The following is a 17010-nucleotide window of genomic DNA, read 5'->3' as shown; positions in this document are numbered from 1 at the left end:
TTCTCCTTAAACAAGGATGTCTTGTTTTGTGAAATAGGTAAAACTAACAACGGTCGCGGCGATAGCCCATCCTAAAAGAACGGTAACGGAGAAAAGCATATTCATTCCGTCAATCGGCTGGACGGAGCTGGATAAATAATCGGTCAGACGCAGGTTGACCATGAATAGATAGCGTGTGATCGGCCAGTCTGAAAGAAAATAAGTGATAAAATTACCTGCAATAAGGGTCGACATGATAATCCCAATGGAAGCAGCCGTACTTTTGACGAGGATCGAGATCATAAAGGAAATACTGCCGATTACAAAGGCGACAAAGAAAGCTAATGAATAAATCATCAAGGCGTATTGCCATTGGGGAACGTTAAAGACGCCGGAGGAGTCGAGTTTCCCTGTAACGACTTGAAATCCTGTTGCCACTGGAACCTGCCATCCCCCGAATCCAAAGAAAAATCCGGAGATTATGGCTGAGAGGACAAACGATAAGAGAACAACAACAACTTCCAGGATGATTAGGGTTAAATATTTGCTCAGGAGAATCTTCCATCGTGGGACGTTGCGGACAAGGAGGAGTTTAATCGTCCCGCTTGAGGATTCACCGGAAACCATATCGGCAGCTAACATGATAATCAAAAGAGGAAGAAATAAGAAGATCGCCTGTTCCATGAATTTGGTCGTAAATTTTGCTGAGGACTGCTCCAGCGGGTTGATATTATGGTCCAGGTTATATTGAAGCTGCTCCATTCTTACACGGAGTGAAGCTTTGCCTTTATCATCGGCTGAAGGACTGTCCAGCCGATTTTTCATATCGATTAACTGCTGATCCGCAAGCTTTTGCCAGTCGTCTGTTGCCGTAATCCCCATGCGCTGCGAAAGCTGGGCCTTGGTTCTTTCCATCGTTTTGTTTTGCCCATAGGCAAAGACCGAGATCAGAATAACTAAAATAGCGAAAACAAACAAGAGCCGCTTTTTGGAAATCATTTTAATGATTTCGTTTTCAATGAGATTAAACAATTTGATCACCCTCCGTCAGGTCTAAGAATAGGTCCTCTAATGTGCTTTGCTTTGAAGTACAATAGGAGAGTGCGAGGCCCTCTTGAATAAAACAGGCATTGATTTTTTCCAGCGAGTTTTGGTTGAGTCGGGCACTGATCGTATTCTTCTTCAGTTGAACCCCTTCGATACTCCAATGCTTCGCTAGAAGTGCGATCGCTTTTTCAGGATTATCGAGCTGCCATTCGATCCGATCATCATGCAGGATATCCTGTACATTGGCTGTTTTAATGACGTTTCCTTGTTTAATGATGGAGACCACATCACACATTTGTTGAATTTCGAGGAGTAAATGACTGGATATGAAGACGGTCATTCCTTCTTCATAAGCCAAGGTACGAATAAGGTTTCTGAATTCTGTAATCCCTGCGGGGTCAAGCCCATTCGTCGGTTCATCCAGGATGAGAAGCTTGGGTCCCGAAAGAATGGCTTGGGCAATCCCTAAGCGCTGGCGCATACCTAAGGAATAGGCGCTTACCTTATCTTTAACACGGTTCTGGAGTCCGACCATTTCCACAACGTCCTCGATCCGCTGCGGAGTAATCGTTCTATTCATAGCTGCATATTGCTGTAAATTTTCCATACCTGTTAAGTATTTATACATATCCGGGCTTTCGATAATGCAGCCCACATTCGACATGGCGTTGACAAAATCGTGGGCTACCGAATAGCCGCAGATTTTTACCGAACCTTCCGTTGGTTTGATCAAGCCGACAATCATGCGAATCGTCGTCGTTTTCCCTGCACCATTGGGGCCAAGGAAACCGAAAATTTGAGAGGGATAAAGGGTTAAATCAATGCCTTTGATGATTTCTTTACCTTTAATTGTTTTTCTTAAATGGGTTAGTTCCAAGACGGCAGGCTGTTGCATAACTACTCCTTTAAACATTTAAGATATATTTTTAACCTCTTAGGTTTCATTATAAACTTGATCCCTTGAAAGAGACAGGTTTACGTAGTTCTTTGAATGACGAATTAAATCCAAGAATATTTTATACCTATAACCTTAAGAAATGCTTTAGATAAACAGATCTGCAAATGATATTATAATAGAAGATAAAAAATGTGGTATTATTATACCCGTTAAAGAAGACTGTCGGAGGAATTCATAGTGAAACAAGTTTATGCACCTGGCTGTGCGCTTTTAATATATAAGCCGCAGCTTGCTGAAAAAGTGTTGGATTTTTTGAACAGGAATCTAGGGGATATTCCTGAACACCGGATTTGCTGCCGACATGATCCTCATTTGGAAAAGGGTACTCAAGTCATTAACACCTGTGCGGGCTGTGACAAGCGATATAGGGAGCTTTATGATGGGATATCTACCCAGTCCCTTTGGGAGATATTAGCTGAAAGCAAAACATTTCCATTCCCTGACTATAAGGGCATGGAAATGTCTATACACGATGCCTGTCCTACACGCACGGAGGAAAGGGTTCATTCTGCAATAAGAAAACTTCTTGAACGAATGAATATAAAATTGATTGAACCGAGTAATACGCGTACAAAGGCAACCTGCTGTGGGGACAGCTTTTACGGTACTTTGCCAATCGAGAAGGTCAAGGAACAGATGAAAAAACGCTCCAATGAAATGCCTTGTGCTGATGTAGTGATCTACTGTGTTTCCTGTATCAAAGCCATGTATATAGGTGGGAAGAAGCCGCGCTATATGATTGATCTATTGTTTGGAGAGGAAACGGGAATTGGCACATTTGAGCCGGATGAATGGCACAATCAATTACAAAAATTCATAGATGAGCATTGATTGAGGCATTACATGATTAAAATTTGCAAAAAGAGGTGGATAAAATGTCAATAATCGATTTTCGGGCAGCTCAAAAATGGGCGAAGCTATCACGAGATACGCAGCAACTCCTTGTAAATAATGTATTCTGCTCCGCTTGTGGAATGACTACCATTGTTGAGTACACTTTGCATGATGATGATTTGGGCATCTTGCTTAAGGGTAAATGTAAAAAATGCGGTAGGGACGTTGCAAGGCTTGTTGAAGATGAATGACGAGCTTAAGGTGATAATATGCTTATCAAGGAAAAATTGAAACAACTTCCGCAAAGACCTGGCGTTTATCTAATGGAAGATTCATTGGGGAATATTATCTATGTCGGAAAAGCGAAAAATCTTAAGCTTAGGGTGTCTCAGTATTTCTATGACAAGAAGGACAGAGAGCCCAAAGTTGCTGAAATGATTGATAATATCCATACGTTTCATTATCGGGTTAAAGATACGGAATTGGAAGCATTTCTCGAAGAATGTCGTCTGATTAAGGAGCTGCAGCCCCGATATAACCGACAGATGAAGAATTATCAAAAGTATAGTTATCTTAAAGTACCGAACGAAGAGTACCCTAAATTGATGATTGTCAATGACAAATCCGATGATGATGCAGTATATTTTGGCCCTTTTACAAGCTTACACGGTGTGGAGAGTGCGGTACATTATTTAAATGATTTTTATTTGCTCCGAAAATGTCCAAGCCCGGGATTGGTTAAGAAACCCAATGGTTGTTTATTTCGAGACTTGGGTACGTGTCTAGGGGTTTGTACGGGTCAGATCAGTTCTGAGAAGTACAGGGTTCAGATCGAAAACCTTCAGAAGTTTTTAAACGGGAATGATCGGTTTCCCATTCAAGAACTTCGTATAAAACTCAATTCAGCGATTGAACATCTTGATTTTGAAAAGGCAGCCCGCTATAAAGAGTATTACTTGGGACTTAGTCATGTTCTAAGCAAGCAGAATTTAGTTCAATCCTCCCGAAAAAATAGAAATATCTTAGCCGTTGAATTTATGAATACTGTCTATGCAAAGTTGTTCCTAATCAAAGGAAACAGGCTGCTTTATCAAGAGAAATTTAATGGGGCGGCAGTCGATAGCATAGAGTCGAGAAGGCATCTAATTCAGATCATCAACGATACGTTTGTCTCAGCGAAAAAAGACCATCGTCAATTGACACAGTATGATATTGATGAGGCACAAATTATTTACTCGTATCTAAAAAAGAATCGAAAAAGGATCATGAGTTTTTGGATTCCATCTACCTGGTTGAATAATGAAATAAGGCTAGACAATCTCATTACAAAGATAATGCTTTAAATTGGACCTTCTCACTTTTATCGATTCTTGGTAGACTTATATCGATTGACTGGAGAAGGAGACATAAGATGCGGCTAAGAAAAAAGGAATGGGCTAAACCCGAACTTGAAAAAGATCATAAGGTCGTTTTTAACCCTCTTGAGCATAAAGAAAAGTGGCAAGACGTCTTTGGCAACGAGTACCCCATCCATGTTGAGCTGGGTTGTGGGAGAGGAAGCTTTATTGCCCAGCTGGCAGAAAGAAATCCAAAGATTAACTATATTGCGGTTGATATTCATCCGGAACTTTTAGTTTATGTCCTGAGAAAGGTGAATGAAAGAGACCTTGATAATGTAAAGATGATTCCTATGTACATCGAGAAGATTGCCGATGTTTTCGGTTGGGATGAAGTTGAGAAAATCTACATTAACTTCTGTAACCCTTGGCCGAATAAACGCCATCATAAACGAAGATTAACCCATCCGAATTTTTTAAAAGCCTATAAAACTTTCTTAAAAAATAAAGGGGAAATCTGGTTTAAGACAGATGATGCTCCGCTCTTCGCCGACAGCCTTGAGTATTTTCAAGCGGAAGGGTTTGAGGACGTTTATAAAACGACTGATTTGCATCGGAGCGATTTCAAGGGAAATATCAAGACAGAGTACGAAGAGAAGTTCTGCGAGCAGGGGGTTAAAATCAAGTTTGCTCAGTTTAGGAAGGGTGTTTGATTTTAAAAATAAGTATTAACAATGTCGAAATTCAGGTATAATAAATAATAATTATTGATTGTTTGCCTTAAAAGAAAAGATTCATGGGATGTCACATTGCCTGTGAGTCTTTGATTTTATATGATGAAAGAGGAAAGCATGGCTGTAAAAATTTTGACGGATAGTACCAGCTACATAGACGAACAAGTCAGAAAAGAGCTGGACATTCAAGCCGTATCCCTAGGAATTTCCTTTGGGGATGACTGCATCAAGGAAACTGATATCGATAATGAGAGTTTTTATCAAATGATGGCTGATAAAGGAATACCAACGTCTTCGCAGCCTCCTGTGGGTGATTTGGAAAATGCCATGAGAAGTGTCGTTGAAAAAGGCGACCAACTTTGCTGTGTTCTTTTATCTTCAGAAATGAGTGGTACGTTCTCGACCGCCCAGCTTGTTAAAAAGATGCTTTTAGAGAAATACAACGATGCAAGAATTGCAATCGTTGATTCAGGGTCGAACTGTATGCAGTTGGGTTTTGCTGTCCTTCAGGCAGCCAGAGCCGCAAAGGTGGGAATGACACTCAAGCAGGTTGAGAAGGCAGCGCTGGAAAACATCAAAAGAAGCCGATTCTTATTCATACCTGAGAACCTTGACTACTTAAAAAAAGGCGGACGAATCGGAGGAGCAAGTGCGTTGATCGGAAACCTGTTTAAAATCATTCCGATTTTGACGGTGGAAAATGGCAAGACTACCGTTTTGATGAAGGTGAGAAGTAAAGGTAATGCGGTAAAGGCTATGATCCAAAAATTTATGGAAGATATCAGCCAGCATGGATTAGGTGAGGTTGTTATTCATCATATCAACTGCATTGACGAGGCCAAAGAATTTGCGGCGATGATTAAGGAGAAGCTCAACGTAAGTCAAAAGATCGACATCGTAGATATTGGGCCTGTTATTGGATTGCATGTAGGTCCGGGAGCAATCGGCATTGCTTACTATACGGAAATAGATATGAGATGACGAGAAGAATAAGGAAAAGATGAAGACGACTGGATGTGAGAAAATCGCATAAGTCGTCTTTCTTGATGCATTGAGGTTTTTAGCTTACCAATATTGGAAAATTATGTTGACAATTATTATTACATCTGTAATAATAATTACAGATGTAATCGATAAGTCGGGAGGGATCTTAATGTCTGAGATACCGAAAATTTCAGAGGCAGAGTGGGAAGTAATGAAGGTAGTTTGGTCCAAGTCTTCTCCCTGTACAGCAAACGAGATTGTTGATGCATTGATAGATGTTGCAGATTGGAAACCGAATACGATAAAAACTTTAATTAATCGGCTGGTTAAGAAAAAAGCTATAGGCTATGAGGAGGAACGTAGACTTTATCTCTACTATCCTTTGGTTAGTCAAGCGGAATGTATTAAGTCTGAAACGAAGTCTTTTGTTAAACGCGTTTTTGGAGGGGCTTTCCAACCAATGTTGGCGGCTTTTCTTCAGGACGAAAAGCTTTCCCCGGAAGAAATTGAGGAGTTAAAACGTCTTATCGAGGAAAGGAAGGGGTAAGCTTGCTATCAGAACCTATAGATTATATGCGTCTTTTTGATTGGGTTTGGCAGACTTCCGCCAAGGTAAGCATTTTAATCATTTGCTTATTAATGGTGAAATTTGTTCTTAAGAATAAAATCAGTCCACGTTTGCATTATCTATTATGGTCGATCGTGATTGTCAGTCTACTGTTGCCATGGACACCCCAAACTTCCTTTAGTCTATATAACTTCTCTCATTTGAAGACGCAGCAAGCCACTTCTGTCAATGAAAGTACAAATGCGAATTCAGATTCTGCTATAGAGAATACTGGATTATTTCAGGAAGAAACGGGCTACCCATTAGACCAAATTGCGGGTGATCAGAACCAGAATAAATTAATCGATAATGACAAATCATCTAATTCTATTGCCGCCTCCACGTTTATACATAAACTATTGTTGTTCCTTTGGCTTATCGGTATTGTCGTTTTTATTATTGCGACAGGGTTGATCAATAAAAGATTCAATCATAGGATTCAAGGTCAATCTGTGATTGATACGAAGTTGCTTATCGCTTTTGAAGAGGCTAAAAACAAATTAAATATTAAAGTTAGGATTCCTTTAGTTCAAACAAGAGTTATAACGAGTCCGTCACTTTATGGTGTATTCCGTCCGAGTGTTTTGATACCTATGGGTACTTTAGAGGAATTTAACCAGGAGCAACTGGATTACGTTTTTGTGCACGAATTATTACACTTTAAGCGTAAAGACATGATAGTAAACTGCTTAACTCGGGGATTGCTGATCATCCATTGGTTCAATCCGCTGCTTTGGTACTCATTTTATAAATTGCGGGAAGATCAGGAAATCGCTTGTGATGCTATAACACTTGAAAAAATTGGCGGAGATTATGCTAAAGAGTATGCGTATACACTTATCAAACTGGCAGAGAGGAACGCGAGACTACCACGAATTATCAGCTTGGCAAGTTTGTCTGGTTCAAGCTCGCAAATAAGGAGGAGAATTACGATGATCAAAGACTTTCGTAAAATACCTTTACGGTGGGCATTATTCGTTGTTGGAGTTGTAGTCGTTTTGACATTTGTAACCATGACGAATGCCAAGGCTGATACATCCGATACGCTTGGGACAACGGCCGCAGGGACAAATACGGCTCTTGGTCAGCAAACTCCTGAATCTGATCAAACTTCTTCTATAGAGGATGGAAGTTTTAATTACAATAAATATCTTTCTTTTAAGCCCTCACTCCCAAGTTACACCGCAGGATATGAGCTTATGTCCTCGCAAATCACATGCAATGAAAATACTCCTCCAGGTACTAACTCTAATACTTTCTCTGCATTATATGGCATTCAATCAGCATCCAAATCATATGGCATTCAATCAGCAATTATGATAAAAGAGGCACGACCTGGCGAGATGTTTCAAGCTGTTATTCAACGATCTAGTGATGTTAAAGAGACAAAAACTCAAATTCAAATCGGCGATCTGCCAGCAACGTTGACAGTAACTGAGTATAAAAATTTTCATTCTTCATCTATCCAATTTACTAAGGATAACGTGGAGTATATAGTTTACAGCAATCCAGGGGGAGAGATTTCTCTCGATGAGTTAAAGAAAATCGCCGTAAGTATTAACATTTCAGCAGATACCTCGCTTACAGACATTTCTATTATTAAAACAGGAAAAACGGCTTCGGATGAGTTGAGTTTTAAGACTCTGAAACCTGAGGATATTGCTGTTCCACAAGGTTATAGCCTTAAACAGGAATCTTCCAGTATACAAATCAGAAAAAATGAAAAGTTTGAAGTTTTTCATTTATATTATACAAATACAACCTCCTATTTAGATGTTCAAGTAAGTAAAGGTAATTATCCATTTGACGTCCCGGCTAGAGAGTTAAAGCCATTGGATTATAATACAAAAGAAATTAACGGAACTGAAGTTAAATTGAGAAAAACCTTAAATATGGATCCAGCAGCTCAATTTAATATTGGAGAGGGTATACATATTCGAATTTTTACGTCTGAGTTACAGGAATCAGAGGTAGAAAAAGTAGTGACTTCAATTTTGCAAAGCTATTAAAAACGTCAAAGTCTTTTCCCGTATAACTCTATAATTTAAAATCATATATAAAACTTAGTTTTTCGCTGCCCCCGATGGGCTATATGCCTTTCGGGGTTGCATTATAGCTAAAGACTTAAAAGAATTGCTCACAATTATTTCGTATTTAAAGAAATGTGTATTATGATTATAGAAAAAGCGGAACGACAGAGCAGAGGTGTTTGAAGTAGAAAATATGAGTAAGATGGATCGCGAAATTTTACGTAAAAATTTGCAGGCTGATTGTAACAACTGTTTTGGTTTATGTTGTACCGCACTCTGCTTTTCAGCTTCAGAAGGCTTCCCAACCAATAAAGAGGCAGGTCAACCGTGCATCAACCTTCAGTCGGATTTTAAATGTTCTGTTCACACGAACCTTGCGGAACGAGGCCTTAAAGGATGCATTGCCTTTGACTGCTTCGGAGCGGGGCAAAAGGTATCTCAAATCAGCTTTAGAGGGAACGATTGGCGAAAAGTCTCGGAATCGGCAAAGACCATGTTTGAGGTATTTCTCATCGTCAGTCGGCTCCAGGAACTGCTCTGGTATCTAACTGAAGCATTAACATTAGAACCCTCTCGTCCTATCCATGATAATCTAAGAACTATGATTGATGAAACGGAACGACTTGCAAATCTAAACCCCGAAGAGCTCTTGAAGCTGGATATTCTAGTTCATCGAGCTAAGGTTGATACATTGCTTCAGAAAACGAGTGAACTTGTTCGGACTGAAGCATCCGGCGGCAAACAAAAGATTTCATTAAGGCGTAAAAAGGTGTTGGGCCGAGGACTGGATCTTATTGGAGCAGATTTAAGAAAACGTGATATGAGAGGGGAGAATTTAAGAGGAGCCTATCTTATTGCTGCTGATCTTAGAGATGTTGATTTGAGCGGGGCCGACCTTATTGGAGCTGATTTTCGAGATGCGGATCTCCGAGGAGCCAATTTATCAAAGAGTATCTTTCTTACCCAGACCCAAATTAATGCGGCCAAAGGGAACGCAGATACAAAAATACCCTCATCACTTTCCCGTCCCATGCACTGGGGATAAGAGAGATGAGGGTTCGTGTTCAGGATATATTATAGTTTTTTGATTCCTAACATAGCACGGTATGGGCCGGGCATCCCTGGTGGAAGGAATGCGATTCGATCCCCGGGTTGAATCATGGTTTCCTCGCTAAATGGATTGGCCTTACCGTTAATAAATACGGCTTCAATTCTCTCTAAAGGTAAGTCTAACATTTCTGCCAGTTCCATGGCATTACATTCTCGTTCCAGTTTAAAAAAATAGGGCGTTGGCCAATTGCGCTCATTAAAAATTTTACGCAGGAACATGAATGCTCGAACCTCAACGTTACCATGAACTTCAGTCGTCTCTTGATTGGTAAGACCCGTCATAATTACCCCTCCGTTTTTTATATTAACATTAAAAATATGCAAAGCAATTTGTTAAGTTTAACCCGAGTGAGCATTTAAAGGATGTCCGTTTACGCTTGGAGAAGGCTGTTAAGTGAAAAAATTCTGAGATTGAATGTATGATTTCTTACTGATAACTCTATAATAGCGCATAAAATGGCATTTGACCATAACAAACAATTACGACAAACGATAGTACCAGCGTTCTTAATTGATAGAATGCCGGTGCTTTTTTCTAATCGAATTGAAATTATTATGGAACCACTACGTTTACCGCCGTTCCAAAGGTGTAACCTGTAGAAGCTGCAGTTAAGGTGTACGTTTGGCCTGCAGTCAACGCTGCGGAAATTGCATAAGTTGATCCGCTGTCTGAAGTAGTTGCACCGGTAAGGGTCACAGGGCTTCCTAAACTATTAACAAGCGTAAAGTTGCTGAGGGTTAAGCCATTAAGTTTTGGATTTAATGTTAATGTAAATCCGGAGGCAGAAGGGTTGCTCACGGTCATTGTTTCACTGGTTGCCGCAGACGCTACAGTAATGTTTTGAGCAGCCCCGAAGGTGTAACCTGCAGCCTTTGCTGTTACAGTGTACGTTTGGCCTGTACTTAACGCTGCATGAATTGTATAAGTTGCTCCATTGTCTGAAGTTGTTGCACTGATAGGGGATACCGGGTTTCCTAAACTATTAACAAGCGTAAAGTTGCTGAGGGTTAAGCCATTAAGTTTTGGATTTAATGTTAATGTAAATCCGGAGGCAGAAGGGTTGCTCACGGTCATTGTTTCACTGGTTGCTGCCGAAGGCAGCATCGTTGTAGATGAAGATGAAGTGGAATTTGCAGATGAAGATGGATTAGAACCCTGTGTAATAATAGTAGCCATATTGGATAAGATCGAATAAATTTCATTGCTGACAATATGTTGATGAATTTGTCCGTTCTCAATCAGAAATATGGTAACCGTGGGGCTTCCTTTACTATCGCTTTGGATTAACCCCTGTATAAAAGCATAATCCTGAGCGCTAACAGAAAGTTGCTGAGAAGTTCCATTAGAAACAAATAGTATCCAATATCCTGATGCTAAAGCATTATTACCGCTTCCGCTATTCAATGTGTTATTTGCATTTGGGAGAAGTGGAGAAGAAGAACCGGAAGAATTTAAAGCATTTAAAGCATTAGGATCATTGATACTGGATGAGTTGATGTCGTTTATACTTGATGCTGAAGCGGTCGGATTTACCTGCGAAGAAATGTTCTTAAAGAAATAGGAAAAAAGCAAATAGCCGATAATGATCAGAACTACCACAATAAGCAATTCCGGTATGCGAGGCCGGCGCTCCCACTGATTTGACATAAACCTCCCCCTTCGAAATGCAAAAAAATTGCATTTGTTTACTTATACGTGTTTCAGGGGGAGATATTTTTATCTGCGAGAATCTTAAGAAAATCTTAATATCAAAGCAGGCGATACTCAATCTAAACAGCTTAAACAGCACGTCCAATGATCACAAGTTCTTGGGTTAAGGCCGTTTGGGAATTCTGAACATATCTTATGCCTGGGGTATATCCATTAATAGTTATCGTGCTGCCGATCGTTAGATTTATTCCTTCGTTAACAAGCAAGCAATCAACCACCGTTACACCATCATTTGCAATCATCACTAATTCAGTAGTATTACCGATAATTAGGCCTGGAAGATTATTTTGTGAAGGATACGTTTGCACGGATTGAATGGTACCGGAAAGCTGCAGATATTTCCCGAAATAATTGGAAGGCGAAGTGATGACGTTGCGGGCTAAGGCGTTCACCGGCGCAGGGTTAGGATTCGTCCCTAATAAATAGAATGCCAGTGCTGCGTTATGATTTCTGGTCACATCAATGACTTGAGTATTCCAATTCGAAGTTACTGACGTAGATACACTGGATAAGCTTGTGCGCAGGAAGGCAGCTAGAATTAAAAGAATCAGTACGATAAGGAGATAGCTTTGGTTCATTCGTGGAAAGGGTTCTGGTCTCAAATATCTCACCCCTTCTAAACAGAGAATTGCTCGCTATTTATTATGATTCACCCATAGCGTTTATGCTTTTTGCGTTATCTTATTGATCTTTTTACCTAATTAAAGGTTTTTAACCTGCAAAGTTTACATATACATGAACCAAACATTTGTAATTCAGGAAGGTTATCGATGAAGAAACAAAGTTTGGTCAAAGGGGCATTTATCCTTACAGCAGCGGCTTTTATAACGAGAATATTGATTTTCACGAATACGATTATTCAATCCAGGATTCTTGGTCCGGAAGGAATTGGCTTAAAAAAGATGGTCATGCCTTTTATGGGTTTAATGATGACGCTGACAACCATTGGGCTGCCCGTAGCAATTTCAAAATTAGTGGCTGAGGCGGATGCCGAAGGCAACAGGAGAAAAGTTAAAAAAATACTCATCGTTTCCTTAACCTTAACAGGAAGCCTGAGTATTGTCGTAATGATGTTTTCAGTTTTAAGTGCTAAAGCATTTTCCTCTTATTTTCTTACGGATCAGCGTGCTTATTATTCTTTCATGGCCTTAATCCCCATGATTCCGCTGGGAGCGATTTCAGGAGTGGTTAAAGGATATTTTCGAGGGATGCAAACGATGAGCCCGCTCGCTTTATCGCAAGTTTTTGAGCAAATTGTTCATATTGTTTTTACGTATGTTTTGGTTCAATTGCTTATACCTTATGGCATTGAATATGCAGCAGCGGGAACAGTTTTCAGCAGTGTAATTGGGGAAGCCTTTTCCCTGCTTTTTTTATTAGGGGTTTTTAGAAGGACTCATTTTAGCAAATTTCATGTGCCTCAATCGGTATTGCCTCATATCACCAAAGGAAAGACGATTTTGATGGAATTATTGCAAACAGGACTTCCTACAGCGGGGAGTGGGGTTGTCATGTCGGCGGCGCGATCACTACAGCCGATTATGATTACTAAAAGTTTAGCGGCAGCTGGAGTGAGTTCCGTTATGATTACTAAACAATATGGAATGCTGACCGGTTTTGTTATGCCGTTGATCTTTTTTCCGGCATTTATCAATCAGTCTTTGAAAGTGACTTTAGTGCCCGCCATTAGTGAGGCAAATGCAAAAAACAATATCAAGCTTATACGGCGCAGAATCAATCAAGCAATCGGGGCAGCTCTCCTCGTTGGTGTTCCCAGTACGATTTTCTTGTATCTGTTTTCCTCTGAGTTAATGACGGTTATCTACCATTCACCCCAAGCGGCATCGCTATTAAAAGTGATTGCTCCCTTTTATTTATTTAATTATATCCAGACTCCACTCCAGTCAGCTCTAGTCGGTCTAGGGAAGGCGAAAATAGAAATGATGAACAATATTATTGCCGCCGCTGTAACACTTTTGCTGATTTATCCACTGGCCTCAAATCCTCAGCTGGGGATCTTTGGAGTCATTTATGCATTAAGTATCGGAGGACTTTTAGAAACGTTTTTACACTTTTATTTTGTTGTCGAGTTCATTGATTTCTCACTCGACTTTTCTAATATTATAAGGATATTAGCAGCAGGGACATTTATGGGATGCAGCAGCAAAATAATTTTTGTGCTTCTTGCTAGCGGTTTCAATGTAGGGTACAAGACGTTGATCTCCATTTTATTATCACTCGGGATTTATCTGATGTTTTTAGTTTATTTAAAAGTTATTCAGCACAGCGATATTATCAGAATTCCTCTGATCGGGAGAATATGGACCTCTTTGTTTCCGGTGAAGTAGAAGAAAATCTAAAGTTATATGGCAGGGGTTAAAGAGATAAATGCAGAAATTATATCAAGGCAAATCATAAATTAAATTCAGGTTGGAGATTCAGTTTGTTGCAGGAAAAAGAATTTTTTGAAGAGATCAAAGCGCTAGGTTTACATCTAACAGAGCAGCAAAAGAGGGCCGTCGTCCATGACCAGGGTCCGATTTTGCTTTTAGCTGTTCCAGGTGCGGGCAAGACGACTGTCCTTACCGTACGCTTAGCTTATTTAATCCTTGTCAAAAGGGTCGATCCACAAACGATTCTTTGTCTGACGTTCAGCCGGGCTGCTGCAAAAGAAATGCGTGAGCGATTTAAGCATCACTTTGGAGATAAGATTCAGGGTGAGGTCCAATTTTCAACAATACACAGTTTTGCGTATGAGGTGGTTCGGTCCGCTTTCTATCAAAGAGGAGTTCGGTTTGAACTGATTGAAGAAAAACTAGGGGTTGAAAGCAAGAGAGGGGTACTTCGCCGGATTTATGAAAAGCACAACGCTTCAACGCCTAACGAGGAGCAGCTTGAAGAATTGCAGAATACCCTTTGCTATGTGAAAAACACGTTGCGCAAGCCGGATGAGTTTAAGAATATCGAGATAAAGAACTTTTCCTTGATTTATCAGGACTACGAGGAATATAAAAAAGCCAGTCAGCCGCGCCTCATTGATTATGACGATATGTTATCTATCGCGTTTCAGGAGTTAACCGAAAACCCGAAGCGTCTTAATTTCTATCGTCAGCGTTTTGTTACCCTTCTTACCGATGAGAGCCAAGACACATCTCTTCTCCAGCACAAAATCATAGAAATTGTTGTTAAACCGAAAAGCAATTTATTTGTTGTCGGCGATGATGACCAGAGTATTTTTGGATTTAGGGCGGCAGAGCCAAAGTATTTACTGGATTTTGAACAAACGTATCCAGGGGCAAAAATTCTCCGAATGGAACAAAATTTCCGCTCAACTCCCCAAATCGCCGATGTAGCCTGCAAGTTCATCCGAACGAATAAGCAGCGTTTTGATAAAGAGATGTTCACGAAGAATCCTCCAGGAGACACTGTTCAATTCGGATACTTCAAAGATTTGAAAGAGCAAAGTGAGTTTATTATCCAGAAGTTCAGGCAAGAGAATGATTTATCACAAGCAGCTATTCTTTACCGAAATAATCTATCTGCTGTCTATCTTGCAGAACAATTCACCCGGGCTCAGCTGCCCTTTTATATGAGAGAGGCCGGAAAGCTGAATTTTTTCTCACACTGGGCGGTTAATGATGTACTCAACTTTCTGCGGTTTTCTTTCAGTGATAAGAGTTTATCTGTTTTGGAGCGAATTTGGTCAAAACTTCCCTGTTATATCAAAAAAGAACAGCTTGCTTATCTCAAACAAATCCCTATTGATCGGTCCCTTTTTGAAATTCTGGCCGATCTGCCTGAGGCTGCGTCAAAACGTAAAAGTGAGTACCTAGAGCTTAAGAAGCAGTTTAAAGAGTTGAATACGCTTCCTCCCGCCAAGGCTATCCGCTATATCCGATCCGAGTTGGGGTACGACCAAGCGATTAAGCGGATTTGTGATGCGTTAGGCTTTTCGGTAGAATATATTGAAGGACTTCTGGAAATTTTAATCTCTATTGCCCGAAATGAACGAACGATTGTGGATTTTGCCAATCACTTAACCGATCTCGAAGAACAAATGAAGTCTTCTTATAAAAATAAAAACAGCAATGCCGTAACCCTTTCGACAATCCATTCGGCCAAGGGATTAGAATGGGAAAACGTTTATCTTGTTGATCTTGTCGAAGGCATTATTCCTGAACAGGAGACGATCAGGGCAGAAAAAGATGGAATAAAAGATTTCTTGGAAGAGGAACGGCGTCTATTCTATGTTGGAATGACGCGGGCTAAAAAGCGAGTAACTCTGTGTACAATGGATTATTATCATAATAAGCGGGTTAAAGCCTCCCGTTTTGTCCGCGAGATAACGCTTGTTATGGAAGGTAAACCACCACAGAAAATCCTTGCAAAAGAAGCAGCAAGCCTCTCAAGTGATCTTGCTGCAGGCTTAGTGATCTTCCACAAAACCTTCGGTAAAGGAGTCATAACTTACGAAGAGGGGAATATGATTAAGATCCGTTTCCAAGATGGTTCACAGCGTTCCTTTATGAAAGACATCTGTGAAAAACAAAAGCTAATCTGGGCAGACTAGAATGCTTAGGATAGTTATCTAAACTTAGAGAGAAAGAAAGGCGGTAAAGTTATGGATAGTATCAAAAATCGGAGAAGTATTCGTAAATATACGAACCAGGAAGTATCGGAGGAAACGCTGCATGAGCTTTTAGAAGCAGGTATGTGTGCACCGTCTGCTGGGAATGAGAGGCCCTGGCACTTTGTAGTCGTCGAAGAGCGTTCTCAACTTGAAGAAATTATGAAGGTGCATCAATACTCCCGAATGTTAAATGAGGCCCCCTTAGCCATCGTTGTGTGTTCTGATTTAACCACGGATAAATATCCGGGAAACAACTACTGGATTCAAGATTGTTCCGCTGCGACAGAAAATATTTTGCTAGCGGCACAGGAAAAAGGACTGGGAACCTGCTGGTTAGGCGTTTATCCCGTTCAAGTTCGGGTTGAAGGGTTAAAGAAAATCCTGAATCTGCCGGAGAATGTCGTACCTGTTTCGGCTATTGCAGTAGGTTATCCGGCGGAAAGCAAGGAGCCGATTGACCGTTATGATGAGATGAGGGTTCATCGCAATCGCTGGTAAATTAGGGTTGCGTGAAAACTAAATTCTCTAAATCCAAAGTGGATATAATAAGAAAAAGGCGTCCTCCTTCACTGTCAAGTGGAGTGAGGACGCTTGTATTTTGTTGTTATTAGAGCAAAAGTGGGTTTTAGCGTCCTCTTCGTTTAGCCTTCGCTTTAAGTGTGGCAAGCTCACGTTTGCGCTTAGCCGTCTCTTCTCTATGCAACCTGGTTTGAACTTTTCTTTCTTTCTTCCGGCTTTCAAGATCTGCTTTTAGCGCTTCGTGAGAGGAAGATGAAATGCCTTGGATCTGCATTTCTCTAGCTACTTGTCTGGCAAGTCTTTTCGGATTAACTTTATCCGTTATCGGTTTAGCCTCGTAAGACATGGGCTTTGAATCTGCCAGCAGACTCATCATGTGTTGGTTAACAAACGAAAGAATTTCAGAGTCATTAGGTTCAGCCCCGAAAACAAATCGAGCAGCTTTAAGACTTGAATCCACTACTTCTTCCACAACGCCTACCCAGAATTGGTCGTCATAATAGACCGTAAGTTTCATTTGATTCCCCTCC

Annotated in this window: 17 protein-coding genes; 11 read left to right on the top strand and 6 right to left on the bottom strand. The window is 40.5% G+C overall.

The annotated features are described in order from the left end of the window. Nucleotides 1-6: 6 nt before the first annotated feature. Both ACHOLT_RS20450 and ACHOLT_RS20445 read right to left on the bottom strand, forming a co-directional pair. The gene (locus ACHOLT_RS20450; protein WP_425804564.1) at nucleotides 7-1011 is read right to left on the bottom strand and encodes an ABC transporter permease subunit; all 1005 of its coding nucleotides are present in this window, start codon (nucleotides 1009-1011) and stop codon (nucleotides 7-9) included. Further along, on the bottom strand, nucleotides 1004-1921 hold the full coding sequence (locus ACHOLT_RS20445) for an ABC transporter ATP-binding protein (RefSeq protein ID WP_425808198.1): 918 nt from the start codon (nucleotides 1919-1921) through the stop codon (nucleotides 1004-1006). Before ACHOLT_RS20445 ends, ACHOLT_RS20450 begins: the two co-directional genes overlap by 8 nt. 240 nt (nucleotides 1922-2161) lie before the next feature. Here ACHOLT_RS20445 and ACHOLT_RS20440 point away from each other — a divergent pair, with 240 nt between their 5' ends. The 8 genes from ACHOLT_RS20440 (at nucleotide 2162) to ACHOLT_RS20405 (ending at nucleotide 9555) form a co-directional block, all read left to right on the top strand. After that, nucleotides 2162-2815, top strand: coding sequence for a (Fe-S)-binding protein (locus tag ACHOLT_RS20440; RefSeq protein ID WP_425804561.1), 654 nt, complete (start codon nucleotides 2162-2164; stop codon nucleotides 2813-2815). Between the two features lie 44 nt (nucleotides 2816-2859). Next, on the top strand, nucleotides 2860-3069 hold the full coding sequence (locus ACHOLT_RS20435; RefSeq protein ID WP_425804558.1) for a hypothetical protein: 210 nt from the start codon (nucleotides 2860-2862) through the stop codon (nucleotides 3067-3069). 18 nt (nucleotides 3070-3087) lie between these two features. Continuing rightward, on the top strand, nucleotides 3088-4161 hold the full coding sequence (locus tag ACHOLT_RS20430) for a GIY-YIG nuclease family protein (protein WP_425804555.1): 1074 nt from the start codon (nucleotides 3088-3090) through the stop codon (nucleotides 4159-4161). A 68-nt stretch (nucleotides 4162-4229) separates the two neighbouring features. After that, nucleotides 4230-4868 (top strand): tRNA (guanosine(46)-N7)-methyltransferase TrmB, encoded by a 639-nt coding sequence (trmB, locus tag ACHOLT_RS20425; RefSeq protein WP_425804552.1) that lies wholly within the window; start codon nucleotides 4230-4232, stop codon nucleotides 4866-4868. 138 nt (nucleotides 4869-5006) lie between these two features. Beyond that, nucleotides 5007-5870: a DegV family protein gene (locus ACHOLT_RS20420; RefSeq protein ID WP_425804549.1), complete on the top strand. Its 864-nt coding sequence runs from the start codon at nucleotides 5007-5009 to the stop codon at nucleotides 5868-5870. Between the two features lie 172 nt (nucleotides 5871-6042). Then, nucleotides 6043-6420 carry a BlaI/MecI/CopY family transcriptional regulator gene (locus ACHOLT_RS20415; protein WP_425804546.1) on the top strand — a complete coding sequence of 126 codons (378 nt, stop codon included), beginning with the start codon at nucleotides 6043-6045 and terminating at the stop codon, nucleotides 6418-6420. Nucleotides 6421-6446: 26 nt separating this feature from the next. Further along, complete coding sequence (locus tag ACHOLT_RS20410; protein ID WP_425804543.1) at nucleotides 6447-8489, top strand: M56 family metallopeptidase; 2043 nt, start codon at nucleotides 6447-6449, stop codon at nucleotides 8487-8489. A gap of 214 nt (nucleotides 8490-8703) precedes the next feature. Then, nucleotides 8704-9555 (top strand): pentapeptide repeat-containing protein, encoded by an 852-nt coding sequence (locus tag ACHOLT_RS20405; RefSeq protein ID WP_425804540.1) that lies wholly within the window; start codon nucleotides 8704-8706, stop codon nucleotides 9553-9555. Nucleotides 9556-9584: 29 nt separating this feature from the next. On the opposite strand, the gene ACHOLT_RS20400 is transcribed toward ACHOLT_RS20405, so the two are convergent. The 3 genes from ACHOLT_RS20400 to ACHOLT_RS20390 all read right to left on the bottom strand — a co-directional run bounded on the left by ACHOLT_RS20400 (nucleotide 9585) and on the right by ACHOLT_RS20390 (nucleotide 11909). Beyond that, nucleotides 9585-9902 (bottom strand): MoaD/ThiS family protein, encoded by a 318-nt coding sequence (locus ACHOLT_RS20400; protein WP_425804537.1) that lies wholly within the window; start codon nucleotides 9900-9902, stop codon nucleotides 9585-9587. A gap of 271 nt (nucleotides 9903-10173) precedes the next feature. Further along, a complete protein-coding gene (locus ACHOLT_RS20395) occupies nucleotides 10174-11268 on the bottom strand; it encodes a hypothetical protein (RefSeq protein ID WP_425804534.1) in 1095 nt (364 codons plus the stop codon). Nucleotides 11269-11399: 131 nt separating this feature from the next. Then, on the bottom strand, nucleotides 11400-11909 hold the full coding sequence (locus ACHOLT_RS20390; protein WP_425804531.1) for a hypothetical protein: 510 nt from the start codon (nucleotides 11907-11909) through the stop codon (nucleotides 11400-11402). A 192-nt stretch (nucleotides 11910-12101) separates the two neighbouring features. Between ACHOLT_RS20390 and spoVB the strand changes: the two genes are divergently transcribed. The 3 genes from spoVB (at nucleotide 12102) to ACHOLT_RS20375 (ending at nucleotide 16459) form a co-directional block, all read left to right on the top strand. After that, nucleotides 12102-13679 carry a stage V sporulation protein B gene (gene spoVB, locus ACHOLT_RS20385; RefSeq protein WP_425804528.1) on the top strand — a complete coding sequence of 526 codons (1578 nt, stop codon included), beginning with the start codon at nucleotides 12102-12104 and terminating at the stop codon, nucleotides 13677-13679. Nucleotides 13680-13774: 95 nt separating this feature from the next. After that, a complete protein-coding gene (locus tag ACHOLT_RS20380) occupies nucleotides 13775-15901 on the top strand; it encodes an ATP-dependent helicase (RefSeq protein ID WP_425804525.1) in 2127 nt (708 codons plus the stop codon). A 51-nt stretch (nucleotides 15902-15952) separates the two neighbouring features. After that, entirely contained in the window at nucleotides 15953-16459 is a 507-nt protein-coding gene (locus tag ACHOLT_RS20375) for a nitroreductase family protein (protein WP_425804522.1), read from the top strand. A gap of 127 nt (nucleotides 16460-16586) precedes the next feature. On the opposite strand, the gene ACHOLT_RS20370 is transcribed toward ACHOLT_RS20375, so the two are convergent. Further along, a complete protein-coding gene (locus tag ACHOLT_RS20370) occupies nucleotides 16587-16997 on the bottom strand; it encodes a YjdF family protein (RefSeq protein ID WP_425804519.1) in 411 nt (136 codons plus the stop codon). Between the last annotated feature and the right edge of the window lie 13 nt (nucleotides 16998-17010).

The organism is Desulfitobacterium nosdiversum (assembly GCF_049860565.1).
Lineage (GTDB): Bacteria > Bacillota > Desulfitobacteriia > Desulfitobacteriales > Desulfitobacteriaceae > Desulfitobacterium_A > Desulfitobacterium_A nosdiversum.
Note: the sequence above shows the minus strand (reverse complement) of the source record. Positions and strands in the feature narration are given on the sequence as shown.